At 32.9% G+C, this 25,386-nt stretch carries 29 protein-coding genes and 5 pseudogenes; 29 read left to right on the forward strand and 5 right to left on the reverse strand.

Annotated features, from left to right (window positions below; translation table 11 throughout):
* Positions 1 to 134: 134 nt before the first annotated feature.
* The 9 genes and pseudogenes from NSQ40_RS08560 to NSQ40_RS08600 all read left to right on the forward strand — a co-directional run bounded on the left by NSQ40_RS08560 (position 135) and on the right by NSQ40_RS08600 (position 6,654).
* A complete protein-coding gene (locus NSQ40_RS08560) occupies positions 135 to 377 on the forward strand; it encodes a DUF3937 family protein (protein ID WP_003204372.1) in 243 nt (80 codons plus the stop codon).
* Positions 378 to 509: 132 nt separating this feature from the next.
* Positions 510 to 959, forward strand: coding sequence for a GNAT family N-acetyltransferase (locus NSQ40_RS08565; protein WP_258248720.1), 450 nt, complete (start codon positions 510 to 512; stop codon positions 957 to 959).
* Between the two features lie 123 nt (positions 960 to 1,082).
* Positions 1,083 to 1,307, forward strand: a complete 225-nt coding sequence (locus NSQ40_RS08570; RefSeq protein WP_258248721.1) for a hypothetical protein — start codon at positions 1,083 to 1,085, stop codon at positions 1,305 to 1,307.
* 1,347 nt (positions 1,308 to 2,654) lie between these two features.
* The gene (locus NSQ40_RS08575) at positions 2,655 to 3,788 is read left to right on the forward strand and encodes an aminotransferase class V-fold PLP-dependent enzyme (protein WP_097795875.1); all 1,134 of its coding nucleotides are present in this window, start codon (positions 2,655 to 2,657) and stop codon (positions 3,786 to 3,788) included.
* A 281-nt stretch (positions 3,789 to 4,069) separates the two neighbouring features.
* Positions 4,070 to 4,675 (forward strand): recombinase family protein, encoded by a 606-nt coding sequence (locus NSQ40_RS08580; RefSeq protein ID WP_258248681.1) that lies wholly within the window; start codon positions 4,070 to 4,072, stop codon positions 4,673 to 4,675.
* A gap of 37 nt (positions 4,676 to 4,712) precedes the next feature.
* A complete protein-coding gene (locus tag NSQ40_RS08585) occupies positions 4,713 to 5,207 on the forward strand; it encodes a hypothetical protein (RefSeq protein ID WP_258248682.1) in 495 nt (164 codons plus the stop codon).
* Between the two features lie 450 nt (positions 5,208 to 5,657).
* Positions 5,658 to 5,818 (forward strand): annotated as a pseudogene (locus NSQ40_RS08590) (DUF6262 family protein); the annotation flags it as partial.
* A 125-nt stretch (positions 5,819 to 5,943) separates the two neighbouring features.
* Positions 5,944 to 6,477 (forward strand): GrpB family protein, encoded by a 534-nt coding sequence (locus tag NSQ40_RS08595; RefSeq protein WP_258248683.1) that lies wholly within the window; start codon positions 5,944 to 5,946, stop codon positions 6,475 to 6,477.
* 45 nt (positions 6,478 to 6,522) lie between these two features.
* Positions 6,523 to 6,654 (forward strand): hypothetical protein, encoded by a 132-nt coding sequence (locus NSQ40_RS08600; RefSeq protein WP_255258802.1) that lies wholly within the window; start codon positions 6,523 to 6,525, stop codon positions 6,652 to 6,654.
* A 312-nt stretch (positions 6,655 to 6,966) separates the two neighbouring features.
* Here the strand turns inward: NSQ40_RS08600 and NSQ40_RS08605 are convergent, their stop codons facing one another.
* Positions 6,967 to 8,400: an IS4 family transposase gene (locus NSQ40_RS08605; RefSeq protein ID WP_258248684.1), complete on the reverse strand. Its 1,434-nt coding sequence runs from the start codon at positions 8,398 to 8,400 to the stop codon at positions 6,967 to 6,969.
* Between the two features lie 189 nt (positions 8,401 to 8,589).
* On the opposite strand from NSQ40_RS08605, the gene NSQ40_RS08610 reads away from it, so the two are divergent.
* The 4 genes from NSQ40_RS08610 to NSQ40_RS08625 all read left to right on the forward strand — a co-directional run bounded on the left by NSQ40_RS08610 (position 8,590) and on the right by NSQ40_RS08625 (position 12,529).
* Entirely contained in the window at positions 8,590 to 8,988 is a 399-nt protein-coding gene (locus NSQ40_RS08610) for a BlaI/MecI/CopY family transcriptional regulator (RefSeq protein ID WP_018768172.1), read from the forward strand.
* A 2-nt stretch (positions 8,989 to 8,990) separates the two neighbouring features.
* Entirely contained in the window at positions 8,991 to 10,868 is a 1,878-nt protein-coding gene (locus tag NSQ40_RS08615) for a M56 family metallopeptidase (RefSeq protein WP_258248688.1), read from the forward strand.
* 398 nt (positions 10,869 to 11,266) lie between these two features.
* Positions 11,267 to 12,100: a type II CAAX endopeptidase family protein gene (locus tag NSQ40_RS08620; RefSeq protein WP_098135981.1), complete on the forward strand. Its 834-nt coding sequence runs from the start codon at positions 11,267 to 11,269 to the stop codon at positions 12,098 to 12,100.
* Between the two features lie 141 nt (positions 12,101 to 12,241).
* Entirely contained in the window at positions 12,242 to 12,529 is a 288-nt protein-coding gene (locus tag NSQ40_RS08625) for a DUF5316 family protein (protein ID WP_018767780.1), read from the forward strand.
* A 299-nt stretch (positions 12,530 to 12,828) separates the two neighbouring features.
* On the opposite strand, the gene NSQ40_RS08630 is transcribed toward NSQ40_RS08625, so the two are convergent.
* Positions 12,829 to 13,029 (reverse strand): hypothetical protein, encoded by a 201-nt coding sequence (locus NSQ40_RS08630; protein ID WP_258248685.1) that lies wholly within the window; start codon positions 13,027 to 13,029, stop codon positions 12,829 to 12,831.
* A gap of 213 nt (positions 13,030 to 13,242) precedes the next feature.
* Between NSQ40_RS08630 and NSQ40_RS08635 the strand changes: the two genes are divergently transcribed.
* The 6 genes and pseudogenes from NSQ40_RS08635 to NSQ40_RS08660 all read left to right on the forward strand — a co-directional run bounded on the left by NSQ40_RS08635 (position 13,243) and on the right by NSQ40_RS08660 (position 17,636).
* Positions 13,243 to 14,187 (forward strand): ETX/MTX2 family pore-forming toxin, encoded by a 945-nt coding sequence (locus NSQ40_RS08635; RefSeq protein WP_258248686.1) that lies wholly within the window; start codon positions 13,243 to 13,245, stop codon positions 14,185 to 14,187.
* Positions 14,188 to 14,655: 468 nt separating this feature from the next.
* On the forward strand, positions 14,656 to 15,276 hold the full coding sequence (locus NSQ40_RS08640) for a recombinase family protein (RefSeq protein WP_258248687.1): 621 nt from the start codon (positions 14,656 to 14,658) through the stop codon (positions 15,274 to 15,276).
* A 99-nt stretch (positions 15,277 to 15,375) separates the two neighbouring features.
* The gene (locus NSQ40_RS08645) at positions 15,376 to 16,041 is read left to right on the forward strand and encodes a serine/threonine protein kinase (RefSeq protein ID WP_033796652.1); all 666 of its coding nucleotides are present in this window, start codon (positions 15,376 to 15,378) and stop codon (positions 16,039 to 16,041) included.
* A pseudogene (locus tag NSQ40_RS08650) lies at positions 16,029 to 16,205 on the forward strand (recombinase family protein); the annotation flags it as partial. The gene NSQ40_RS08645 and the pseudogene NSQ40_RS08650, both read left to right, overlap by 13 nt.
* Before the next feature lie 281 nt (positions 16,206 to 16,486).
* Positions 16,487 to 16,873, forward strand: a complete 387-nt coding sequence (locus tag NSQ40_RS08655; RefSeq protein WP_341286166.1) for an IS3 family transposase — start codon at positions 16,487 to 16,489, stop codon at positions 16,871 to 16,873.
* Between the two features lie 295 nt (positions 16,874 to 17,168).
* Complete coding sequence (locus NSQ40_RS08660; protein ID WP_003203502.1) at positions 17,169 to 17,636, forward strand: DUF2691 family protein; 468 nt, start codon at positions 17,169 to 17,171, stop codon at positions 17,634 to 17,636.
* A 59-nt stretch (positions 17,637 to 17,695) separates the two neighbouring features.
* Here the strand turns inward: NSQ40_RS08660 and NSQ40_RS08665 are convergent.
* Positions 17,696 to 17,878: pseudogene (locus tag NSQ40_RS08665) on the reverse strand (N-acetylmuramoyl-L-alanine amidase); the annotation flags it as partial.
* A 295-nt stretch (positions 17,879 to 18,173) separates the two neighbouring features.
* Between NSQ40_RS08665 and NSQ40_RS08670 the strand changes: the two are divergent.
* From NSQ40_RS08670 to NSQ40_RS08685, 4 genes and pseudogenes are all read left to right on the forward strand, one after another.
* Positions 18,174 to 18,449 carry a TIGR04197 family type VII secretion effector gene (locus tag NSQ40_RS08670; protein ID WP_003209493.1) on the forward strand — a complete coding sequence of 92 codons (276 nt, stop codon included), beginning with the start codon at positions 18,174 to 18,176 and terminating at the stop codon, positions 18,447 to 18,449.
* A gap of 40 nt (positions 18,450 to 18,489) precedes the next feature.
* Positions 18,490 to 18,852, forward strand: coding sequence for a DUF3958 family protein (locus tag NSQ40_RS08675; RefSeq protein ID WP_098159515.1), 363 nt, complete (start codon positions 18,490 to 18,492; stop codon positions 18,850 to 18,852).
* Positions 18,849 to 19,820 (forward strand): annotated as a pseudogene (locus tag NSQ40_RS08680) (pre-toxin TG domain-containing protein); the annotation flags it as partial. The gene NSQ40_RS08675 and the pseudogene NSQ40_RS08680, both read left to right, overlap by 4 nt.
* A gap of 417 nt (positions 19,821 to 20,237) precedes the next feature.
* The gene (locus NSQ40_RS08685; protein WP_003205136.1) at positions 20,238 to 20,525 is read left to right on the forward strand and encodes a hypothetical protein; all 288 of its coding nucleotides are present in this window, start codon (positions 20,238 to 20,240) and stop codon (positions 20,523 to 20,525) included.
* Positions 20,526 to 20,653: 128 nt separating this feature from the next.
* Here NSQ40_RS08685 and NSQ40_RS08690 read toward each other — a convergent pair whose 3' ends face one another.
* On the reverse strand, positions 20,654 to 21,214 hold the full coding sequence (locus tag NSQ40_RS08690) for a recombinase family protein (protein WP_258248402.1): 561 nt from the start codon (positions 21,212 to 21,214) through the stop codon (positions 20,654 to 20,656).
* A 396-nt stretch (positions 21,215 to 21,610) separates the two neighbouring features.
* On the opposite strand from NSQ40_RS08690, the gene NSQ40_RS08695 reads away from it, so the two are divergent.
* The 4 genes and pseudogenes from NSQ40_RS08695 to NSQ40_RS08710 all read left to right on the forward strand — a co-directional run.
* Entirely contained in the window at positions 21,611 to 21,943 is a 333-nt protein-coding gene (locus tag NSQ40_RS08695) for a hypothetical protein (RefSeq protein WP_003196463.1), read from the forward strand.
* Positions 21,944 to 21,967: 24 nt separating this feature from the next.
* Positions 21,968 to 22,159 carry an RNA chaperone Hfq gene (hfq, locus tag NSQ40_RS08700; RefSeq protein WP_255258825.1) on the forward strand — a complete coding sequence of 64 codons (192 nt, stop codon included), beginning with the start codon at positions 21,968 to 21,970 and terminating at the stop codon, positions 22,157 to 22,159.
* Positions 22,160 to 22,552: 393 nt separating this feature from the next.
* Positions 22,553 to 23,239, forward strand: coding sequence for an IS6 family transposase (locus NSQ40_RS08705; protein WP_341286091.1), 687 nt, complete (start codon positions 22,553 to 22,555; stop codon positions 23,237 to 23,239).
* A gap of 56 nt (positions 23,240 to 23,295) precedes the next feature.
* Positions 23,296 to 23,787 (forward strand): annotated as a pseudogene (locus NSQ40_RS08710) (GNAT family N-acetyltransferase); the annotation flags it as partial.
* 401 nt (positions 23,788 to 24,188) lie between these two features.
* Here the strand turns inward: NSQ40_RS08710 and NSQ40_RS08715 are convergent.
* A complete protein-coding gene (locus NSQ40_RS08715) occupies positions 24,189 to 24,749 on the reverse strand; it encodes a cysteine hydrolase family protein (protein WP_003196473.1) in 561 nt (186 codons plus the stop codon).
* A gap of 99 nt (positions 24,750 to 24,848) precedes the next feature.
* On the opposite strand from NSQ40_RS08715, the gene NSQ40_RS08720 reads away from it, so the two are divergent.
* Together NSQ40_RS08720 and NSQ40_RS08725 are read left to right on the forward strand one after the other, a co-directional pair.
* Positions 24,849 to 25,019 carry a hypothetical protein gene (locus NSQ40_RS08720; RefSeq protein WP_003196475.1) on the forward strand — a complete coding sequence of 57 codons (171 nt, stop codon included), beginning with the start codon at positions 24,849 to 24,851 and terminating at the stop codon, positions 25,017 to 25,019.
* Between the two features lie 104 nt (positions 25,020 to 25,123).
* On the forward strand, positions 25,124 to 25,384 hold the full coding sequence (locus NSQ40_RS08725) for a DUF6123 family protein (protein ID WP_003196477.1): 261 nt from the start codon (positions 25,124 to 25,126) through the stop codon (positions 25,382 to 25,384).
* Positions 25,385 to 25,386 lie beyond the last annotated feature (2 nt).

Below are 25,386 nucleotides of genomic sequence, written 5' to 3' on the forward strand. Positions count from 1 at the left end.
TGTGACGGGACCACTAACCTAAAAAATAACAGGACATTTAAAAATCCCTTCTACTCCCGTCATATTGACAGAAAATTAAACAAAATTTACAATAACTATATATATAAATACAAAATTATAAGGGAGGGAAAAATATGTTTACAAATAAAAAAGGGATTCGAATAGGTTTAGGTTTATTTATCTTTTTATCTGTAATTCAATTTACTATCAGTTATATAAAGGCATATTATAAATCTTCTACAGGTAATGAGTTATTAATTTCAGGAACATGGAAAACTGTGTTATTAGATGCTCCTGAAGGTATACTTGTTATTTTAGGAGCAATTGCTTTATATCAATTTACGAAAAAATCACCAGAAAAAATGGAATCTATGTAGATTCCATTTTTTTCTGGTTTGCTACCGATAATGAGACATTATGTTAACCTGACATGTATGGAATATACAAAAAGGGATTACTCTTTTTTAACAAGAATATAGTGTATAGACTTAATCATCAGGGAGGGAAATATGAAAGGTTTTGAAGTCAAACAGATACAAGATCTCTTTTATAATGATCTCACTCATTTAGTACAAGAGAGCAAAAAAGATGGCTTTCGTTTTCTTGAAAGACTAGTTAATGATTATAAGGCTGGTATCAACACTTTTGATAAGCCCGGGGAATCTTTATACGGCGTATTTAACAAAGAAAATGTATTAGTTGGTATTGGAGGGCTTAATATAGACCCGTCCTCAAAGAGACAAGAGATTGGACGATTGAGGAGATTCTATATTGCTAAGGATAATCGGAGAAACGGGCTAGGAAAGTTCCTGTTAAATACCATCATTTGTGATGCGAGAAAGCATTATAAAGTCTTGGTACTTTATACGGACACAGAACAGGCTGACAAATTCTACATCTCCACAGGATTCTTAAAAGGGGATATCTACCTCCACACTACGCATTATCTAAATTTGTAAAAAGAAATTCATTGACTTCCGAGTTCGATAATTATGTTAATAATATCTCATAATGTGGTAAAATTTAGGTGTTTTATTAATGTGAATATACATGAAGTTTAGAAAAGAAAGAGGAGGATTTTTATGGTCGATAATTATATAAATGAAAAAGATCATCTTTTTTATAAAAAACGTTTTTATAATGTTTTAGCTTCAATTCCTATTGTAGTTATCACGCTAATAGTAACCTATTTATCAGGTTTGGGATTAACTTTTTTTGTAACCTTAACTGGAGTTTCAGTAATAACTTTATTAATTCAGTTAATTTATTATTATTCAAATTGGAAAAAGTCTCTTCAGAAGATCTGAAGGGACTTTTTGAGATTTCTAGATATATGGACTACTGATAAGTGAGATTATGTTAACTGAACAATCGTACTTACAAATAATCCTAATTATAGTAAAATTTATAATGGTGATAATTATGAGAAAAAGCGAAAAAGATGATTTATCTTGGAGAATATTTAAATTATGGATATCAATTCTAAGAAGTATCCGTTTAGCATTTTTATGGTCAATTCTTATAGGATTTTCTTATTTAGGTTGAGTAAAAATCATACGTAAACTATTTGAATAAATATATTGTGACATGTTCAATAACTCCTTTATTCATATTGTTTTGAATGTATACTTTTGTTGTTAATTTTTAAGATGTTAGGAGATTTGTTGTGAAGTCAATATTTTAGAGGGTTTGAATGTAAACAAATGTTAAAAAGTTTACATTGGAGTATTTAAAAAAATTAATCTCTCAGACGAACTGAGCGGTTTTTTGATATTATTATGTTTATTTTTATAAGGGGATAGTTCCTGGTTTCACCCTAGCCATTGCACTCACACCCAAAAACAAGGGGATAATAAAAAATACAGGAGTGCTATATGAAGCCAAGTCGAACATATAATAATAATTGATATTAGAAAAATTTGTAATGAGCGGTACTCATCAGGAAAGGGTGAAAATACTTGAATAAAAATCATATATGGTTAGCTATATTATTATCTTTGTTAATAGTAATGCCTTGGAATTTACTTTTCTTTTATACACCTATCCTTTTACCAATTATGGGGTTTATATCTAAGTTCATTTTATATTTTCTCTTAGTGTTAGTAAGTCTTCGATTTCTTCAATATTTAAAACATAAAACTAACTATGAAAAAGAATTAATAGAACTTATTAAAAAATCTAATCACCTAACAAATAAAGAAAAATAATGTAAATTTTAAGAGTTCTCTCAGCTTATCTGAGGGATTTTTTTATTTCTGGGTGTTTTTTATAGGGGTCCCACCAACAAATAGGGGTCACTATATCATTCTGGGAAAATTGTACGCTAAGGAGTACAAATCCTTATCCTTACAGCATTCTTTAAAGGTGCATACAAGTTCAAAAAGATAAAAATATAAGTTTAATTGAACATTGATTTGCTGACACACTTTATGAACACGATTATAGCTAGAAAACGTTGATATTATTGAGTTTAATCCTCTGTTCATAAACTTAAGAGTTTTGGAACAAATATTGGGTTTAAGAAATATTGACAGGCTGCTTTTTTGATAAAAAGCGCTTTTTTAATTTTATTCCGCAATCGGGCCATTTAGTTGAGGAAGGATTTTAAAATTTACACACAGAATTATTTTGTGTGAAGAAAAGGGGGGAAAGAATTGAACCATGATTTTTATCGCTCATTATTTCCTATATTAGCTACCCACACACACCTAGCTAGTTGTTCCCAAGGTGCATTAGCAAAGTCTGTTTCAAAAGCTATTGAGGAATATCATAATAGCCTACTTCTGTCAGGGAGTAATTGGAATGAAGCAATAAGTAAAGTGGATGAGACTAGGGTGAAATTTGCTGAACTTATTGGAGCCGAAACAGGTGAGGTTGCTGTATTATGTTCTGTTTCTGATGCTATTTCTGCTATTGCAGCTTCCCTTCCTTATCAGCAAGAGAAAAATAAAATCATGTTTACGGATATAGATTTTCCAACTGTCGGTCATATATGGTTTGCACAAGAACAATTTAAGGATAATGTTTCCGTTATTCGTTCTTCCAATGGGGAAATATCTCTGGAACAATATGAAAAAGAAATAACAACTGATACGCTTATTACATGTATTCCCCATGTAAATTATTACAACGGATATAAACAAAACGTTAGAGAGATTGCTGAGATTGCGCATAGAAAAGGCTCGCTTTTATTCGTCGATGCTTACCAATCAGCAGGACATATTCCGATTGATGTGAAAGAGATGGAGATTGATATATTAGCAACGGGAACTCGTAAATACATGTTAGGTATTCCCGGCGTAGCGTTTTTGTATATAAAAAAAGAACTAGCAGAGCAATTGAAACCAAGAGTTACTGGATGGCGTGGACAAGAGCAAGCATCTTCTTTTGACATTTATAATCCTGTTTTTGCAATGGGGGCTCGTCGATTTGAAACAGGTACACCTTCTTTTATAAGTATATATGCGGCTTATGAGGCACTAAAATTGTTACTTGAGGTTGGGATAAGTAATATTGAAACCTATTTAAAAGAGCTAACCCAATTCACCATACATTATGGACAAGAAAAAGGATTGCATCTCATTGGACCACAATCTATTGATAATAGGACGAGTTTGATGTCTTTTCATGTTGAAAATGCATCAAAAGTGGAAGCGATGTTAAGAGATAAAAATATTATTGTTTCTGCAAGAAAAGATGTTATAAGAATTGCCCCTCATTTCTATACCCTTAAAAATGAAATAAAATGTGCAATAGATGAACTTGTAATCTTAAAAAATAGGGGTTAAACAAATATTTACTCCAGAAATCCTGAATTGCGGACCCACACAATACATAACGATCTTCAGCAAACGGGCGCTTTAATGGAGCAACGAAAAAAGCCTAATTTCTCAATTTTAATGAGAAATTGGGCTTTTTATATTTACTTATAGTGCAAAATAACTCCTAAAGTGACATTCCAAAACCTCAAAAATACATTTTTGAAACGTCCCTAAAAAATAGACACCTTTTGGAACTATTTTGTTATAATATGTATTATAAAACATCAAGAGAAGGAGATTTTGACACCTTGAATAACAGAAAATTCGGATATATTCGTGTAAGTAGTAGAGATCAAAATGAAGGTAGACAGCTAGAAGCGATGAAAAAAGTTGGTATTGACGAAAGAGATATTTTCATTGATAAACAATCTGGTAAAGATTTTAATCGTCAAAAATATCAACTTGTAAAAATGATGTTACGGGAGGGCGATGTTTTATATGTACAATCATTAGATCGTTTTGGGAGAAACAAAGAAGCGATTTTAAATGAATGGAAGGATATCACTAAAAATATTAAAGCCCACATCGTTGTAATTGATATGCCTTTATTAGATACAACTAAGTATCAAGATAATTTGGGAAATCTCATTACAGACTTAGTACTTCAAATTCTTTCTTGGCTTGCTGAGGAAGAGCGATCAAAGATAAAAGTTCGACAACAAGAAGGAATACATCTAGCTAAAAAACTAGGGAAACATCTCGGAAGACCGAGGGCAGAAATTACAGATGAATTTATCACTGCTTATAACGCTTGGAAAACAGGTACGATAACTGCTGTTGAGGCAATGAAACAAACGAATCTATCTAAAACTACATTTTACAGGCTTGTAAAGAGATATGAAAATAAAGCATAAGAGTGACTGTGAGAGAAAACAGAATAGGAAGTGAAACATGGGAGGGTTTTTCAGTAAAATATGGGATGATTTAAAAAGTGGAGAGATTTTTCACCTAGGTAGACTTTTATGTTTAGTTATATTTATTTACTACATCATGAATTCAGTCTATCAATTATCATTAAGATATAACATTATTTTAATTAACAAAAAACCTATACCTCAAAACATCATATATATCAACAATAAAATATTAAGCTTGTTAAATGAATATATGCCCTTAATAATTGTCATTTCAGTTAGCTTATTTATTAGTGGATTAACACTTAAAATAATTACTTATTTTATTTTCAATCATGATATTAAAGGTGGTTATTCAGGTCAACTAATTGCTTCTTCATTTTGGTTATTGATTACGACAATAATTCATTATTCCTATCAAGAATTTGGTACTTATTTTTTAACAGAAATACTAAGTGGTCTCATATGGTTAATAATTTTTATAATACTTAGGGCATTTCTTGAAGAAAAGAATTACTATTTTTTTAGATAAAACCTTTTTCGTTTACTTATGGCGTACCGCCAACATTTTAACCAAAATATACGCTAAGAAAAATTCGACATGAGAAAACGTTGGTTTTACTACTCTAAGCGATATCACCAGTAGGTATTTGAGACAAATGCACTTCAATGTAAAAGGTGCTGAAAAGAGCTTAAGTAGTGTCTCAAAACTCATCTTTAAATCAAATTCTCAATTCAACTCGTGTTATGGAGTTTTGAGAGTCCCTTAGCGTATAAAAACGTTAAAATGTGCGTCCTCCCCCTAATAGGCCTCACCATATCAAAAAAAGAAAATTGTACGTTAATTAGAGTATTATGAAGAGAGGATTGTTCGTTCAATATAGAGACGAATATCCTCTCTTTTTATAGATATTAGAAATATAAATAATAGCTTACATATTTAGTATAATTCGTTCATTATGTAGATCATGTTTAAATTATGCAAGTTCCTACACCGAAACAAGTGAAACGTGAGCTGGATGATAATAACAAAGATGCCATTATAGCTTCATTACAACGTCGCATGAAGAAGTTGGAAGAAGAAAAAAGGAATTACGAGAACAGTTAAAAGTGGTCTACTCAGAAGTTTATAAAAAAATATAAACCATTTTATAAGAGAATGTCATACCCATACTTATTCAACTAAAAGGTGCGGGTTAGTTTGAGAAGGGTTAAACCATGAATCATAGAATTAATTTAATCATCTCTAATGTTGGAAGGAGAAAAGAATGGAATTAGGATTAAAAAAAGATGAAGTAAAAGTAGTTCCATACACCGCTGATTGGAGTAAAGAATTTTTAAAAGTACAAAAGGAAATATACCAATGTACAGGTATTAGTGAAAATCGTATTGAACATATCGGTAGTACAGCAATCAAAGATATGTTAGCAAAACCCATTTTGGACATATTAGTAGCAGTAGATGATCTAGGCACATTAAATTCTTCCATTATAAACGGGCTAAAGAGCATTGGATTCCTTCGGTTAAGAGTAGAAAAACCTAATGAAATTGTATTTGCGAAATTTACAGATAACACTTATGAGGAAAGAACCCATTATATTCACCTTGTAGAATTTGAAAAAGAACTATGGAAAAACTTAATTTTTTTTAGAGATTATTTAAATGTGAATGAAAATGCACACAAAGAATATATCAACATAAAATTGGATTATTTAAAGAGGCATTCTACGGGGATAAATGAATATACCAACCACAAGGAAAGTTTTGTGAAAAGTATATTTGAAAAAAGGATAGATAACTAAGTTATATACGATTGTCGGTCACAAGGAGGAGGTACAACAGGACATATGACCTTCAACTTCGTGATTTCACCACTTTTGCCAGATGATACTTCAGGAGTTGAATTAGTCTTTAAAGGATTTAGCACACCATTTGCGGACAAGCCAATAGGTACTGGATTTGTAATTAAACTAGACTAATACAAATTGTCTTAAAACAATTATACGTTTATTGGGCCAACTGGGGACTTTAGTTGAATTTCATTTAATACAAGCTGTTCAACATGTTGTACATGACTAATATGTTTAACAGCTTATTTTTATGGATTTTTTTATATTAGGTCTTGATAATGTACGATTTTCTTTTTTTGATATGGTGACCCCATGCCCATCAAGCTAAGGTTAGGTATTCCATGAACTTCCGTTCTTGTTGCCTACATGCTTGATAATTTGTTTATTTGTTTTTAAAAATACGCATACCAAATAAACCTTGATACGGTGTGTTTTTAAAGATTATGCAGTTTTCTGCTTTAGATTGGATACAGTAAACTGATAAACGACACCTAAAATATCAAAGACTGTCTTTTTCTCATATCTGTGAGATTTCCGTCCGTTTTTCTGTAAGAGGTCAAACAGACGAAGGAAAATTTTTGATACTTCTTGGGTGTCTTTTTGTATAGCTTCATATACTAAGTACAGATGATCTTGAATCATATAAATTGCTTTATATTCACTTAATTCTTTTTGTTTTTTCTGTAGTAACAGCTGTCGCATTTTGAACATAGTAGAAGAACAAAGAAAAATAGCGATTAACTGCCCATAAAGATGGCATTCTAGACGCTCTCGTTTAATATTTTGACAATGATTGATACCAAAAAGAGATTTCCATGTTTTAAATACAATCTCTATTTGCCAACGTAATGAGTAGATATAATGAACCTGTTCCATCGGAACAATTTCCCATGGTATGTTGGTAATATAAATATTGATTTCTGTTAAACGTTTACTTTTTTCAGAGTATATAACTCCTTTTTTCTTTTCAACATAAGATTGCTGTTTCCTACGCTTATGAATTTGAGTTGATGTAAGTCTGTATATTACAACTCGTGAGGGCAATTTTTGTTGTCCAATGTAGGCATTCCGAATTTCATAAGTATCCCCTGGTTTTATCTGATGCATGATATCTTCAAGGTTAAGTAAAACATATAAAGATTGCTTTTTTACTGTCCCATCCCGAAAGAATTCTGGAAATTCATTTTTTACATATACTCTATTATTTAATTTCAACCGTGAAACATAGAATACCCCTCGTTGATCCATCTGGTCTAAATCTTTTAGAGAAAAGTATCCTAAATCTCGAATACATAAATCTCCTGGTCGTAAGGTATCCAAACACTCTGTTCCAAAGGTTTTATCATTATTTTTACCTGGTTCCATTTGAAAATTGAGGAATTTCCCACTATGTAAATCATACTCTAGTTGAATCTTAATACCGGCTGTTTGTGCACATCCTTCTGAACCAGGATAAATAGGAGCTAAATGATTGGGTACTTGAAAAATAGTAGCATCTAAAATACGTATACGTTGAAAATAAGAGGTGTATTGGTTTGAGATTCGAGACGAATCGTTTAGTTTGCTTTTGATTAAAAGGGAAAATACACGCTGTAGAAATAAAACAGCGTATCGGTTAAAACGTTGATTAAGTCCTTCTGTACTCATGAGTGTAGCTGTATTTGCATAAAGTTGACTACATAATCGAGTGAGGGAATCGCTTGCTACCTGTTGACTAATCCAGATACATAAAGCAGCCAAATCTTGTGCGCCATACTTGCTTTTACGTTTTACAAAACCTGTCTCTTGTGCAAGTTGTTGAAGAATATGTGGAGATAGATATCGCTGTAGTTCTTCAGCGAACAAATGAAACTCATCTTGAATCGATAGATTCATACAAAAATGCCGTCCTTCCTGTATATTTCTACAAAAAGAATAGCGTATTTTCATTGTTTTTTGGGATTAATTTCTAAAGTTTCATGAGAATGTATTTACAAACCCAAAATATGGTTGACAATTAAGGATTACGTTTGTAATATTAATTTACAGATTACAAATGTAATACAAGGGGTGGAATTTTATAAAATGAAAGAATTACCTAAAATATCGGAAGCTGAATTGGAAATCATGAAAGTTCTTTGGTCAAAATCGCCTCAAACAGCAAATGAAGTGATTGAAGCACTAGAGGTAATGATGGATTGGAAACCGAAAACGATTCGAACGCTTATTAATCGATTAGTCCAAAAAGAGGCTGTTTCTTACCATCAAGATAAAGGGCGTATGTATGCATATTATCCTTTAGTGTCGCAAGATAGTTATCTACAAGTAGAAACAAAATCGCTCCTCAAACGTTTCTATGGTGCAGCATTTAAACCTTTACTTGTGAATTTTTTAAAAGAAGAAAAACTTTCTTCAGAAGATATTAACGAACTCAAACGTATTCTGGATGAGAAGACTGAGGAAAATCAGAGGAAGGATAGATAATGATGATAGATATGCTTGTAAACGTCTATCTACCTCGATTTTTTGATTGGGTGATAGAAACATCCATTATGGCAAGTATATTAGTTGGTTTAATCTTATGTGTCAAAATCTTGCTTAGAAACAAGTTAACCCCGCGATGGCAGTACATGTTATGGATGATATTAATTGTAAGACTTCTATTACCATGGTCACCAGATAGTTCCTACAGTATCTACTCTATTCTTTCGTACAGTAATGGAACTTCTGATACCTTTTACCAAGAGCCTGTAGCTGTTTCTTCTTCAAAAGAGCGGACAGATATAGGCGATACAAAGATAGTCACAAAAGAAGATAACTATGCATCTGATTTAACACAACCAGTCGAAAGTAAGAAACAAACGCACAGTAATAAAAAGCCACAGGATGATACGTTTTCATTTTATACAATCGCTCTATATATTTGGCTTGCTGGGGTTATCATTCTAGGTTTTGCCACCATCATTATGAATAGGCGTTTACTTCTCTACATAAAAAAACAACCTGTTATTACAGATGAAAGGATTGTCAAAATATTTAAGAGCTGTAATAAATCTATGTCCGTTCAGCAGGATATCCCACTCCTCTTAGCTGGAAAAATTGCAAGTCCAACTGTTTTCGGATTTTTTCGACCAAGGGTGTTATTGTCAAGTGCACATATGAAAGTATTAGATGATCAACAACTACGATATATTTTTTATCATGAATTGGCTCACATCAAAAGAAAAGATGTCGGTGTGAATTGGCTTATGCATGGCTTACTCATCCTAAATTGGCTTAACCCGATTCTTTGGTATGCCTACTCATGCATGCGGGAAGATCAGGAACTGGCATGCGATGCATTTGCTCTTACATTTATAGATTCAGAGGAAAAACTTGCATATGGTCATACCATTATTACCCTTTTAGAACACTACTCAAGTTATTATCAAGTACCAAGCTTAGCGAACTTAAGTAGAAATAAAAGAACATTAAAAAGGAGAATTCTTATGATTAAAAAATTTCAAAAGAAATCTTATCGTTGGTCTGCATTTGGAGTTGTTGCTATTATTGCTGTATCATCTGTATCTTTATTAAATGCACATGCAGATATACCAACTAACCCGCAGAAAGAACAAACTGAAGTGAAAAATAATATCAAAGAAGCAAAAGCACAAACTAAAGTTCCTATTCAGCAAATTGTAGAAAAGATGATTGGTACAAAAGAACAAGCATTTGCAGAATTTCATATTTCAGAGGGTCGATATGAATATATACTTCAAGAAATGGAAGTGGTACGGAATCTGTTAACAAAAGAAGAATTTGACCAATTAATCAAATTGCAAAGAGAGGAGTATATCATAGACAAGAAGATAAAATCAGTAGGGACATTTGAAAATTTAGAACCAGAAGATCAAAAAAAATTAGAGGAGAATAGCAAAGCTATTGAACCATTATGGGGAAAAATTTATTCACATTTCACATCTCGTTCATTTGATTTTCCATACAAGAAACCAACTTATGTAGCGAAAGGTTATGAACTAAAGAGGGGAAAAGTTGAACCAGTAATTACAACAAAAAAGCTGAATCCTATCATTAACTCAGAATATAGAGCCGGGGAGTTTGGCTATACCATTTATCAATCCGCCGTTTTAGAAAAAGGAAGGGATCCATTTTACTTTTGGATTAATGATAACGATAAGATCGAAAATTATGAACGAGAAGGAGCAAAATTCACGTTTGCTAAAATGACGGGAAGCAATGTAAAGGGCATGAAGATGATTGTTCCTGCAAAAGGAAAGGACAATGCCTATCAAGTTGTAATTATTGACGATGTTTTAAATAAAGCTGAATTAGAGAAAATCATGATTTCCTTTTTAAAATAAAAAATAGAGTCTCGAGAAAAAAATCTTGAGACTCTATTTTTTATTTGAGTTTGAAAGAAATCTTCATGTGTTAAAAGAAATTAATAATTTATAGAACAAAAAAGTGAGATGAAATTTGTGTTTTGGGGGTACTGTAAAATCTTAGCTTGATGGGCATGGGGTACCGCCAGCATTTTAGAAAAAAACACGCTAAGCAAAAAATACAATAAGCTGCCCATATGGACAGCTCATTTACATAATTATCGTTATAAGCAGTTAAAAATGTATTATATTAATTGACTAGTAATATTTTGAAAAAAATATAGCTAGAATAGAAAGAAAATTCAGCGTTATTATAATGATGTACTGAATAGGTACATTATTGTATTTTAAAAATTTAACTTAAGGTGGGATTGTATGTGAATGGAGATAAAAAACTGAAAAAACCAGTGGTAAGTTTTATATTATTAACCAACATTATTTTTTGGCCACTGTTTCTTCTTGTAGGAGTCATAAAGTTATTAAATTTTCCAGTGTGGATTTTTGATGTAATGCTTTGTATATCAGCTTGGTCTTCCACTTTTGCTTTTGTATTGCTATTTAAAAAACTCTATCCTGAACAGAGTTTTATTCGATTCGTAAAAGATAGATTTAAAAATAAACTTAGTTTCCCCATAGTTCTTACTGTAAGTATGATTCAAATAATTATATTTTTGACAATGTTGTTTCTCGTGTCGATTAACAGTGAAGCAAACTCGATTTTTAATAGAACTACATGGGGTGTGTTAATTTATTACTTTATTAAAACTATTGTGTCCGGACCACTAGGAGAAGAATTAGGGTGGAGAGGTTTTGCACTAATGGAGCTTCAAAAAAAATATTCGCCATTAAAATCTTCAATAATTATTGGTTTTTGGTGGGGAATGTGGCATTTACCTATATGGTTTACTACAGGTTTTACAGGCAGTAATTTAATCAAATATATTTTGTTTTTTATGATTGCAATTATATCTACTACAATTGTCATGACAACATTTTATAATTTAAATCGAAATTTAATTATTCCAATGATCATCCACTTTTTCTTTAATTTTTTTATAGGCATAATAAATGGACAATTAATTGAATTAATTATGTATAATGCAATTTTTTATTTAATAGTTGCAGTTTTAATTATAGTTATAAATCCAAAGAAAGTATTATACGGGAACGAAACTACAAAGTTTGTTAATGGAGATCGTGATTTGATTTAGTAATAGTTTTTACAGTTTTTTCATGTATGTTCTATACGAGATTAGTAGACATAACGTCTCATTATCGGAATTTGTTTAAAAAATATACACTTAACAATATGGTATAATGTGGATATTGTTTTTTTTGAAAGAGGGATCATAATGATAAAGAGAGGACTCATTTCAGGAATACTCCTATTACTTATCGTATCTGTAGTAGCTTATTTTAGTCGGGATTGGAGCTACATTTATTATGTATGTGGAACTTTCGGATTAATTAGTATTGGGTTAGCTTTAGCTTACTTCATTGATAGCTTAATTTTAGGTAATAAAGGAACTCTATTTTCAAAAAAGGAAACGCGAAAAATTGGTCGTATCGACCAATCAAAAGGTTTTTTAATAATGGCTATTCCAAATCTTATAGCAGCACTAGTTTACATCGTTATTTAATGTATATCGTATACAAATCTAGCTACCATAACACTAAATTATCGGTAGCGAGGAAAAGGAGGATCCTCACTCTCACAAGGAATCCTCCTTTTTTTGTTCTATGGATCTATGCATTTTTTTATACATTCCTATCCTGGCTTTGGTTTTAGGGTTCTTGTTTGTTACTGGATTAGCCGAAAAACTGTATAAAATCTTGCATCCTCTTAGCGTGGTTTTTTTCCGAAATGCTGGCGATACCCCAGATAGATATCGCTGTAGTTCTTCAGCGAATAAATGAAACTCATCTTGAATCGATAAATTCATACAAAAACGCCATCCTTTCTGTATATTTCTACAAAAAGAATAGCGTTTTTTTGATTATATAGATACAAATTTATCTTAGCTTGATAGCGATGTGGTGCTACCCCATCACGAAAAATCCAACGTATAATAAATCCCATCCCAAATACTAATTCAAGTAGAAAACCAAAATATCTTAACCCGCCATATATGTCTTCCATACCCACACCCTTTTTAACTTCATTTCTACTTTCATTTTTAACTAGTATTTCATTAATTTTCTCAATATGGATATAATCACTATTTTTGGGTTTTTAATTCTAATCAAGCAAAAATTACAATATGTTACTCAAGTGTGGAAATAAGAGCTTCATTCACACCGAAAGTGAGTATTTTGGACAATAGAATAGTTAAATTTAAGGAGGAATAGTGTAATGGCAATTGACGATATTAATTCTAATGCGAGGAATTTTATGGAGTGGCGTTTAAGAACACATTATAACCCAAGTAGACTTGGAGAAGTTTATTTCTACCCATATGAAATTCGTAATGCCATTGCTGTTCCTAAAACTACAAGTTTTAGGGTGACACCACAGCAAAAAGCAACATCTATTCAAGTGCTAGAAAATAATACAAGTATACCACAATCACAAACTGTTAAATTTAGCGAAAAAACAATAGAAACCGTTAGTAACTCGACAACTGAGGGATATAAGATTGGGACAGGGGTAAAATCAACAACTAAGGCTTCTCTTCAAGTGAAATTTCCTTTTGGAAGCGGAGGGGCTGAACAGTCTCTTGAGCTTTCAGTTACTTCAGAATATAACCATAGTTCTACATCAACTACAACACATACAACAGAAAGATTGTGGGAAGTAACACAACCTGTAACAGTTCCTGCATATTCAAGAGTAACAGCAACTCTTGTAATTATGGGAACTACATTCTCAGTTCCTATGGATTTAACTGCTAATCTCCACGGGACTCGTGCAGGCGGTGATGGTTTTTGTGCACAGGATTATTGGAATCAGAAAAATGAAAAATGGTGGGTGTTATGGACCGCCGGTCATCTTGCAAACGGAAGTTGGCCTAATAGACCCAAAAGTTTTGTTTCAGTTGGGCCGAATAGCTCTCTGAATCTAAAAGGTGCATCAATGACTACTGTGGGACCAGGACTATATAGTACTGTTAAATTTGATCAGACGCCATTGGAAGGATATGAGAATGCGCTTGAATCTAAAACTTGGTATTCGAATGAAATACAACTCAGAGACGGACAAATTGTAACGGTACCAAGCATAGACCCGGTTACTGGTGACTTTAGTGAGCTAGATCCTGAAATTGAAATAATGGGAGGTCCTGATGATATAGAGCTTTAATCTCAATAATTTTTTAAAAAAAGAAATTATATAAGATAGAAAGATTGAAATATATGGAGAATAGTTACTCTTTCTCATCTGAATATGATATTCTTGCAAAATCTAGAGTTGTTAAAAAAAATAATATCAATGATAAGAAAGTAAACTAGTGGGTAAAAGTTTATTTTCGGTTTTTAAAAATTTACAACTAGTTTTGAAATAAATTTCTCGATGTGGAAATATATGTTATATATGGTTTTTATATCGAAAATTAACAAAAAATATAACATTTAGAAATTTACACAAAACAAAAGCAGGGTCCATTTCGGATTCTGCTTTTTCTCTGTTCGTAAAAGTATACCTTTACAGATACATAGGAAACTATAAAAAACCACGTCTATAAACATCCGTTTCTCATTTTACAGACATCCGTTTATTTTATATACCTTTACAGACATAATTGTTATAATTATCAATGAGGTGTAGCATATGAAATATAAAAAATTTGGATATGTGCGAGTTTCGAGTAAAGATCAAAACGAAGAACGGCAAATTCAGAATATGAAGAATTTAGGGATAGAAGAACGGGATATTTTCATAGATAAAGAATCTGGAAAAAATATGGAGCGAGAGAATTATCAAATGCTAAAACGTCTTGTCCGTACAGGAGATACCATTGTGTTTGATTCCTTGACAAGACTTGGAAAAAATATGAATGATACATTAGAAGAATTTAGATATTACGAAAAACATAAAGTAAATTTACAATTTATAAAGGAACCATACATTAACGTCAATTACACCAGAGAAAGTACAAATGATGTTATTCAGAGCGCAATTCAAAAAGCAACACTGACAATATTATCTGCCTTTGCAGAAAAAGAGCGCATTGATATTAAACAACGTCAAGCTGAAGGAATTGCTCTTGCCAGAAAACAAGGTAGACGTTTAGGACGTCCGTCTGTCGAAATAACAGAAGAATTTACGGATGCTTACAAGGAATGGAAATCTGGTTCAATTACAGCAGTAGGAGCCATGAAAAAGTATGGCATCAAACGTTCTTCTTTTTATAAGCTTGCTAAACAGTATGAGGAAAGAATGAAAGAATAGAGAGACAAAATTTTAATTTGTTAAGTTAGGAATTGAGGTAGCACCAACATTCGTTAAAATGTGGGTGGGCCCCCTTTTAGCAAAACCGGAGTGGAAATGATGAGTATAAATAGTTTTGTGGGATTGATAAAGGACGAATTATTAAAAGAGGTAAGCATAAGAAGTGAGGATGAATTCGAGCCTGTAGTAGTTAAAGATATTCCTAGACTTTGGAAGTGTTTAGGGACAGGTAATTATGCCGCAGTATTTATGCACAAAGAATACAAAGATTGGGTAGTGAAAGTTTACGCGCGAGAAGGAGAAGGAATTGAAAAAGAGTCAGAAGTATACCGAAGAATCGGAAATCATCCTTCTTATTCGATGCTTATATATAAAGGAGAAAATTTCATAGTATTGAAACGTTTAAAAAAAATCACCTTATACGATGCTATTCATAAGGGGATTAAAATTCCTAAGCAGGTAATCCTTGATATCAATGAAGCTTTAGAGTATGCAAGGGAACAAGGATTAACTCCTTGTGATGTTCACGGGAAAAATGTGATGATGGAAAACGGAAGGGGATATGTAGTCGATGTATCTGATTTCTTAAAAACAAAAGAAGATAGTAAGTGGAGAGACCTAGAAAAGGCATATTTTACATTTTACTTGCCTTTCATTTATAAATTGCCTTTCCCTGTTAAAATACCGTATTTCATGTTAAACATTGTTAGACGTTCATATAGAAAATATAAGAAGCTTAAAAAGAAATTCAAATTGCTAAGTTGATTCCTAATTTTAAAGAGGGGCGACCGAAGAAATATAATAAGGAGCAAATAGAACATGCTCTTGGTTTGTTAAAAACAGAATCTTATAGGAAAGTGGAAAGAATGACGGGAATTAGTGTAAGTACCTTGCAACGAGAAAAAAGAAATCGTTTAAAAACTGAGTGAATAAAAAATGGTGGGTACTTTTATGAATGTTCATTTTGGAGAACTTGAAGAAAAAGGCATAGGTGAATTAGAAGAAACAGAGTATGTTATTAAATAAAACCATATTTCTTATATATATTCAAAAAACACGATACCCTCAGGTGCATTTTAAGGCATTTAATTATATTTTTGTGTATTAAGGCCCTTTTAAAATTGCAAATTTCGTTCAACTAAAAAGGTCGATTATCCTTTAGCGTACGAAATTCGCGAAATGTTGGTGCTACCCCATTTATAACAATGAAATTGTTGCTTGGAAACTCTCACATCGTAATGATTTACAACTTGTCCTAAAAACGTTAGATTTAGCAGCACAAAAAAGAGATGTGTATGGAACCAGCATCCACTCAAATCAAGGATTCCAATATACATCTCATGCTTATTACCGTACGCTTCAACAGCTAGGCGCCATCGGCAGCCACTCCTGCAAAGGAAACTGCCATGACAATGCTTGCATTGAATCATTCTTCTCTCATTTTAAATCTGAAATGTTTTATCTTAATTATTATCAAACAAAGGAAGAACTAATTCAAGCTATTGAAACATACATCTATCATTACAACTACAAACGATTCCAAAAAAGGCTTAACCATCGAGCTCCGATTGAATATCGAATCTCGATGGCTGCATAGTCTTTTTTTACAGCTGTCCACTTGACGGGGGTAAGACCAGACCAGTCTGTCCAAAACCAGAAAGAATTCATCCATCAATTGTTTGGACTTGCAGCATAAGATACGATTCCGTTAGGAATCTATGCGCTTTATTATCTTTTATTCTATTTTTGCACCAGAACCGATATTATTGATGCTAAATGAGTTTAGTTAATGCTTTTATTAAAATAAATAGATTGCATCGAGATTATCAGATATTATACATATAAAATTGAATATATTAATACAAAAAAATAAAGAAAGAGGTTATTATACAATGAATATAGGAATACATTTCCATGCCCCAGAAGATGAAAATTTTGATTTATCCATATTGAGTTTATTAGAACCTTTTAACTTTCAAGATTATATGTGGCAAATAGATACTGCTGAAATATACCTTAAAGATGAATGTGGTAACTTCACAAACAAAATGTTGTTTGATAATGAACGTTTTATCACAGGACACAAGTTGAAGAAAGCACTACAACACAAAGATTATTATTTAATCTTCCTAACGATGGTTGCTTTTCCTGATATGAAAAAGAGTAGCCCTACATGGGTAACTACAGCAACAGACTTTATTAATAGTGATTGTGAATTTTTACTAAGTATAGTCGATGGTTTTGATATTAGTATTTTATGTAAAGACAAAGATTTATTAAAGACGTTATATCAACATGTTCAGGATCTTGGTTATGTAGATACCAAGTATTTAACAGAAAGTAATAGCGGGACGTTTTAATCCAACATGGATTAAATAAAAAAAAGAGGGTCTGCTCATATTTAGGCGGACCCTCTTTTTTACTTCACATATACATAGGCTTCATTTGCAGTAACATAGTATGTTTTACCTTTGCTATTGTGTACTTTATATTGTTGTGAACCATTTACACTTACTTTCGCATCAATAGTAAATCCTAATCCAACATCTACAGTACCAGCAACATCTTTATCTTGCCATGATGGATAATTATATAATCGTAGGACTTTAGAATAGAAAGTTATAGATAAATAATAATCAACCTTGTTTCTCATCTCCTTCTTCCTCTTTACTTCTATACTATATCAGATTAATTCTTGTCCCCCTGTTGAGAACTACGAGAAACACATGTGGTATAAACTGTATTTTTCAAGGGAATTTTAACCATTTATTGTTATAATTATATCCGCAGTATTTTTTCCAGGAGTGTTCCTATGAAGAACAGTAAGATAATGGACATACATACTAGGCGCTCCTCTTCCTTAATACGTTCATAGAAATATAGAAAGGATTTGAGCGATGGGACAATTTCAAAGTAATTTTCAAACCGCTGCACAAATCGCAACGCAAATGAGAGCAGCTTCGGATACAATCCAAAGTGCGACAAATCGTTCTATAACAAAGGCGGCACGAACTACGCTAACTGTTAATTCCAAAGCGCAGGAAGCGAATCAACAAGCGTTTGATTTAACGAAACAATTTTGCGCCGCTTTTCAACAAGCGGTCGATAATATTCATTCGGTAGCTAACGAGTTTGAGAGAATGGATAACGAACTTCATAACACTTTTCGCTAATGTGACAACCTACGTAAAGTAAAACGGTAGGAGGAAAAAGATGAGTCAAGATATTGAAAACCAAATCAAACAATTAAATCAAAAGTTACGAAGTGTATTTGAAGAACAGGACCGAAATCAATCCGCGATTCAAACCCAGGAGCATGCGGAAGCAGATTTTCACGAATGGAAAAGTCGAAGTAATCGTTTGTTTAACCGAATTCTAGAAACTTGGTATGGGGATAAAGAATTATCTCATTTCTTTATGAATATACGTCAAGAAGCACAACACATTGAGCGAAAACTTACATTCGAATTGGAAAATCAAAAAGAAACGTTGCTTAAAGAAAGACGAGACCTTAGTGATTTAGAAAACGACCTTTCCTATCAGCAACAACAATTAGCAAGGGGGACCAATGCATGAGTTTAAATATGTATTTGGGAGAAGTACAGAACCAAACTCAAAGCATGAACGCTGTATGTACCGCTACCATTCAAGGTATGGAACAAGCCATTCAGTCGATTGACGCTTTTGCACGTGATACTGTTTTACAAGGACAAACTTACGACAGTGCAAGAACATTCTTTGCCCAAACCTTTCGACCTTTGGCTCAAGGAATCATTTACTTATGTGAAGAATTAATCCGTCAGAATGATGCCTTTCCAAGTCAATTTCAATCAAAGGTAGCTTCAACTGATGTCATTGAACAAGAGTTGCGAGAACAAATTCGAGAAATTGACCAAGCGAAAGCAAGTATGGAGGTCATCAGTCACGCTATGCCAATCCCGGGTATGGACGCTATGGCGAATCTCTTTACTGTCATGAAACACAAACTGCAAGAAAAGCTAGATCATCTACATGAATTTAATCAAACATCTAGCAATAACTATAGTACAGCAATTCAATTAGCCGCTAGCATTGCGACGGGTTTAGCGGAAGTCCAAAGCGGAAAAGGTTTTAGTCCTGTAAGTGGCACATTTAGTACAACAGAGTTGAATATGGAGTGGACGACTTCTATTCAATCGATTATGGAAGAGCGAGCTCATCAAGCCGAGACTCTTGAAGGTGACAATCTAGCTGAAAGTGAGACAGTAGGTAATACGTCTTCTTCTGAAGAAAATGGAGATAATTTAAAGAAAGCAGCCAGGGATTTAACGGGTGAACTATCGGGCGAATATGATGTAAGGCGTGTTATAGAAGGTGTTGACCCTGACACGGGCGAAAAACTTTCATGGTGGAAACGTGGTGGGGCAGGTGTCATGGTTTTTGCAGGTATTACACCCGTTGGGAAAGGAATCAAATTACTTAAAGGCGGAAAAAAGGTTGTTAATGCTGCAAAAAACTTACTTCGGTCAGACGATTATTTGCGTTCTGTTAAGAATGCAAAGGGCATCAAAAAATCATATATCGATGAATCTGGGAATCTAGTTCCGGCTAATAAAGAAGGAATGTACAAAGGTAGACAAGTTACAGTTACTGAGCATATATTAGGAGGATATAGGAAAGGTGCAAAAAATAATAGTCCCTATACAAGTTTTTCTCCTAATAGCGGTGCGACAGTAAAGTATGGAGATAACTCAATCGAACTAGACTTTAATGGTTTACGAACAGCAATCCGTAATGGAGATGTAAAAGATGTAGCAATCTTAAGTCCAAAACAAATCGAGCGTTTAATTAAACAAGATAAAATAACGACACCTCATTGGAAAAATCTTGCTCTAAAGTGAACTAAAAGAGACAATGAGTATTTGATAAAAGGGGAAATACCAAAAGACTATTTCAAAATTCATGAATAAGAAGGTGCAAATATGAAATTATACTTTAAAGATACTGAAATAGGCGAAATCACAGATGTTTTTGTAGAAACACCATGGATGTATGGAACAATACATTTAAATGATAATAGTAAACCATTTCAGGAATATTTTCGTGAAATGGTAGATGAGGATAGTACATTTGATTTTGAAAGTATCAATCCTGAATTTCTAGACGATGAAAATTGGTCTATTTTCGATGAAAATGAGGGGAAATATCTAGGAATTGATATTCCAGCTATTCACATCGAAGATACAACAATCGCATGGCGATGGAGATAACAGCTACTCATTTATTGTACAAAGAGAATAGTAAATAAAAAAGCCAACTCCAAATGAACTGGGGGTACGGAAACGATTCTGGGTATGAGGGGCCACTCTGGGATTTAATTACAAATAAAAAAAGAACTTTATTCAAGTTCTTTTAATCTACGATACAGAGCGGCCTGACTCACTCCTGTAATTTGACATATTTCCTTAACAGTTTTTTTGGTATGCTTCCTTAATTCAATCGCATGATTCATACCTGGGTGCTTATCCGTGTATTTCTTCAATCTTCCTCTATACACTCCTTTTTGTTTCGCTAACTTTATTCCCGCACGTTGTTTTTCTCTAATCATTTCTCGATCTAGTTCACTAAAGGCAGCCATGACAGTTAAAAAGAATTTTCCTGTTGGAGTTCTAGTATCTATTCCTAAATTTAAAATCGCAAAGTGAACATCCTTTTCCCGAAGTTGTTCTACTAATTGTAATAACTGAATGGTATTTCGACCTAAACGATCCATTCTAGTTACGACCAAAGTATCCCCAGTAGTTAGTTTTGAAAGTATAGTGTCTAACTCCGGCTTTTGTTTTGTTACTCCACTTATTTTCTCTTTTATAATTTCATCTACTCCATATTTCATGAGCTGTTCGATCTGTGTATCTAGATTTTGATCTTGTGCACTTACACGAGCGTATCCATAGACCATTTTTCTCCTCATTTCAAATATATTTTTGATAAGTGTTATTGAGAGTCACTGAGACTAATAATATCAAGGAAAAGGTTTATTCTCAATAGGGTACACTCTATTGATAAAGAGAAATTTAAACAAAGTTCTCTTTATGGGCTGATGCTTTATTTATAATTGAAATTAGGGATATAAAAGCCTAATTTTAATTATTAGCCTCTTGTTTTTGTATTTATTTTCCAGAGTGGCCCCTCATACCCAGAATCGTTTCCGTACCCCCAATACATATCAACTAAGGGATTATTCGCCTCACTAATGAATACTGAGACGTCCCTTTCTGATCCCTGTAGCATCATATGGATGTATTTATGATACGATAGTTATATATTCGTTTTGACATTAATAGGAGGCGTGTCTATGAAAAATCATATAAAAGTTAATGGACAGATCCGTCAAACAAATAAAAAATGGTCACATCTCAGACAACAACAAAGAGAACGCATTTCTAATTGGCTTCGTTGGGAATATACAAAATTTGTACAAGTGAATCATAGAAGACCTAAAAAATACGAGCATGATGAGATCCTTAGTGAAGTAATGGATCGAATAGAGGAACGTGAAATTTGGATTCCATATGGGGAAGTAAAAAGATATTATTTAAGTAAAATCGGTAAATGGTTTCAAAAAACAGAAAGCGAACGGGAAACACAAACACCCAGTAATGAAGAGCAGCATACCTTAGAGAAATAGTAAAGACAATAGAAAGGGGAATAGATAAGGCTAAATTTTCAAGACGATATGTTTGAACAACTAAAAAAGAAAAAAGGGCAGGTTACTTTGTTTTTAAAGAGTGGAGTTCCAATACGTGGGGAGATCATCACGATAGATAAATTCACTGTTTTTATGATGGCTCAGGGTAAAAAACAACTCATTTACAAACAAGCTATATCGACGATTGTTACGTAATATATACTAGCTTTATGTAAATATTTCTCAATATTATAATATTACTATATATACTATAAGTAATTCTTTTTATTGTTTATATATTGTTGTTTCCTGTTGCAGAACTCTTATGAAAGAGTTCTCTTTTTTCATTCTAAAAATTCACACAATATTCAAATACTACTCCTAAAAATGTTAATATCTGTTATATAATAAAGAGGTCCTAGAAGTCTTAAGATATATTAATCCCTAGTTTTCTAATAAGATAGTTTGTTTTGCCCTTCAGTTTGCAATATCTTAAAAAGAACTTGTATTTTTTACAAGTTCTTTTTGTTTTCACTACAAAAACGGTTCTGTTGCAAAGTTTTCTAAAGTAAGTTAAACTCTGTAAAAAACAAACAAGGAGCGTAACAAATGGGATATTTTAAAGGAAAACAGTTCGAGAAAGATATTATCTTGGTAGCCGTTGGCTACTATTGTCGTTTTTCTTTAAGCTATCGCGATGTGTCTGAAATTCTCAAAGAACGTGGTATTTCTATTCATCCAACAACTATCATGCGCTGGGTTCATGAATATGGAAATCTTATCTATCAAATTTGGAAGAAGAAAAACAAAAACACATTGTTATCTTGGCGTTTGGATGAAACCTATATCAAAATTAAAGGAAAGTGGTGTTATTTATATCGAGCAATTGATAAAGAGGGACAAACACTTGATATTCAACTTCGTCAAAAACGAGACAAACAAGCAGCATATGCTTTTATGAAAAGACTCGCTCGAACTTTTGGAGAACCAACGGTTCTGACGACAGATAAGGCTCCTTCTTTAGCTTCCGCATTCAAAAAATTAAAGGAGATAGGTCTTTACAAAAATACCTTTCATCGTACAATAAAGTACCTCAATAATATCATCGAGCAAGATCATCGACATGTGAAACGTCGATTTTCCCGTTCCTCAGGCTTTCAAAGTCTTCGCCATGCCTCACGTACTATTAAAGGTATAGAAACTATTCATGCCATATACAAGCAAAAGCGAAGTCTTCAACCAAACTTCGTTTTTTCGACGTATAACGCATTACATGAATTATTAATAGTTTCATAAAACTGGTCCGCAATATTCCCCATCTCTTTATGTCTTCGGAAACTTTGCAACAGAATCTTTCAAAGTATATATGTAATCAGTATGTAACTCCCAAAGATTACGATAGAAATGAGCAACATATTTTTATGGATTATGATAAGGGAGATAGTAATGGGATTGTGAAGTTAGATGAAGCCGCTTTCGGGGTAAATAGAAGTAATTTTATACAGAGAAGAATTGAACAATCTGAGCAATGTATAGTTGTAAAAGACAAAGAAAATTATATTGTGGGATATGGAATGAGCGTACAAACTCCAGAAAATAGAATTATAGGATCAATTGTCGCGCCGAATGATCATATCGCAACTACAATTGTTCATCATTTGGCAAAAGATTATAAAGGAAAGCTTAGAATTGATGTACCAGAAGGAAAAGAATTTTTTATGACAGTGCTCGAGACAGTTGGATTTCAAAAGGTAAATCAACCACCAATTATGTTGAAAAACAGCACTCAATTTTTGAAAAGAAATGGTGAATTATATGGAATTGCTGCACAGATATTTGGATGAAAAAGATTCCTTGTGAACTACCCGCCACTTAAATTCTAACGAATTTTGAAGTGGGGGCTTCTCAGTTCCACGACGAAAGCAACCTTTCGTCTCCCTGAGCGTTACTTCGGGTTATTCCACCCCTAGATGTCCAACGCTTGGACGTTCTTTTTTACGGTTGATATTTTACGCAGGAACCGAACGGCTTGGTTTTCGCACTTTGTTTTCTTCCTGCAACCTTATATATCAAGTTATCAAAGAACTTCATGTGTCTAGTTTATCAAAAATCTTTTTGCTATGCCAAACCGAAATTCATCTCCCACCTAGCGTTGGGCTATCGCCCTACACACGCTTGAAGAAGGAGAATTCTTTCGGATAGAGTGTTAAAAAAGGAATCTTTTAAATTTATAAATGTGATTTTTCTATTCTCGATATTGATTATGAATAGGGGAAAATAGATCTTCTTCGACATCTCTAACAACAGAAAAATGATCCACATTATAATGACCATGTAGTGTTTTATTATGATGTTCAATAATTTTTTTGGCTGATAAAATCGTAGAATCATTCGTGGAATGCCCATTTTTAATTAAAGTGACATCAAATCCCTGTACAGTTGCTGTTCTAACGGCAGTATCAATACAATGCTCTGTTTTGCAGCCGCCTATAACGAGATGACCAATTTCTTTCTCTTTTAAAATGGCATGTAAAGAGGTGTTATAAAATGAATTGGTTGCTTGTTTGTCTATGATTTGTGCTGCATGCGGAATTCTGAGTTCCTCATGTACTTGAAATCCTTTCCCCATACCAGAAGCAACATCAGTATCTCTGACGAAAATAATAAGAGCATTGGATTGAATTGCTTTTTGAATGGCTATATTTATGTTCGTTAATAATTGCTCTTTATGAAATACTGCAGATTCTTGCTCGTTTCCATCAATAAGTTCTTGTTGAGCATCAATAATTAATAGAGCTTGTTTCATTATATTTCTCCTTTTTATTTCGTGATTTGTAGGTAATAAGTTTGTCTCGATGTTTAGAATATAGATAGAGAGACAGGTACGGAATAAAGAAAATTCCCGTTGATTAAAGTTACACTTTATTTATTTCGTGATGCTGTACATGAATCCTTTTTATATAAGGGAATTATTTCATTTTCTTTATTGATCTTCACATCATGTAATACCTTACAATATAACCAAGGAGAGAAAGTGAAAATTAGTGAAGTATTTAGTGTTGTTTTTATCTTTTAGGAAATCAAGAAATCTAAGAGAGATTGTCAAAGAAAATTCATTCTCATAAAGCCTAAAAAAATGTATGATAGGAAGTGGAGAATTTTTTGGTAGGTGGGAACAGCATGCAAACGGTACAAGAATATCTTTCATTCTTACACACAAAAGGATTTAAATTATCAGAGGACGCACAAGGGTTTATTATGTTTGGTCAAGGGTATACTGGTGCGTCGGATGGGATTGTGAATGCAGCGATTGAGGCAACAATTAAACATCAACTACAATTTGATGGTAGTTATTTTATCGCTTTATTGGAGCGTTTGAAGGAAGAGGAAATTACTGATAAAAAAAGCGCAAAGGCTTTTATGTGGACGTTACAAGCGTAACA

It is taken from the genome of Bacillus sp. FSL K6-6038 (assembly GCF_038050455.1).
Taxonomy (GTDB): domain Bacteria; phylum Bacillota; class Bacilli; order Bacillales; family Bacillaceae_G; genus Bacillus_A; species Bacillus_A pseudomycoides.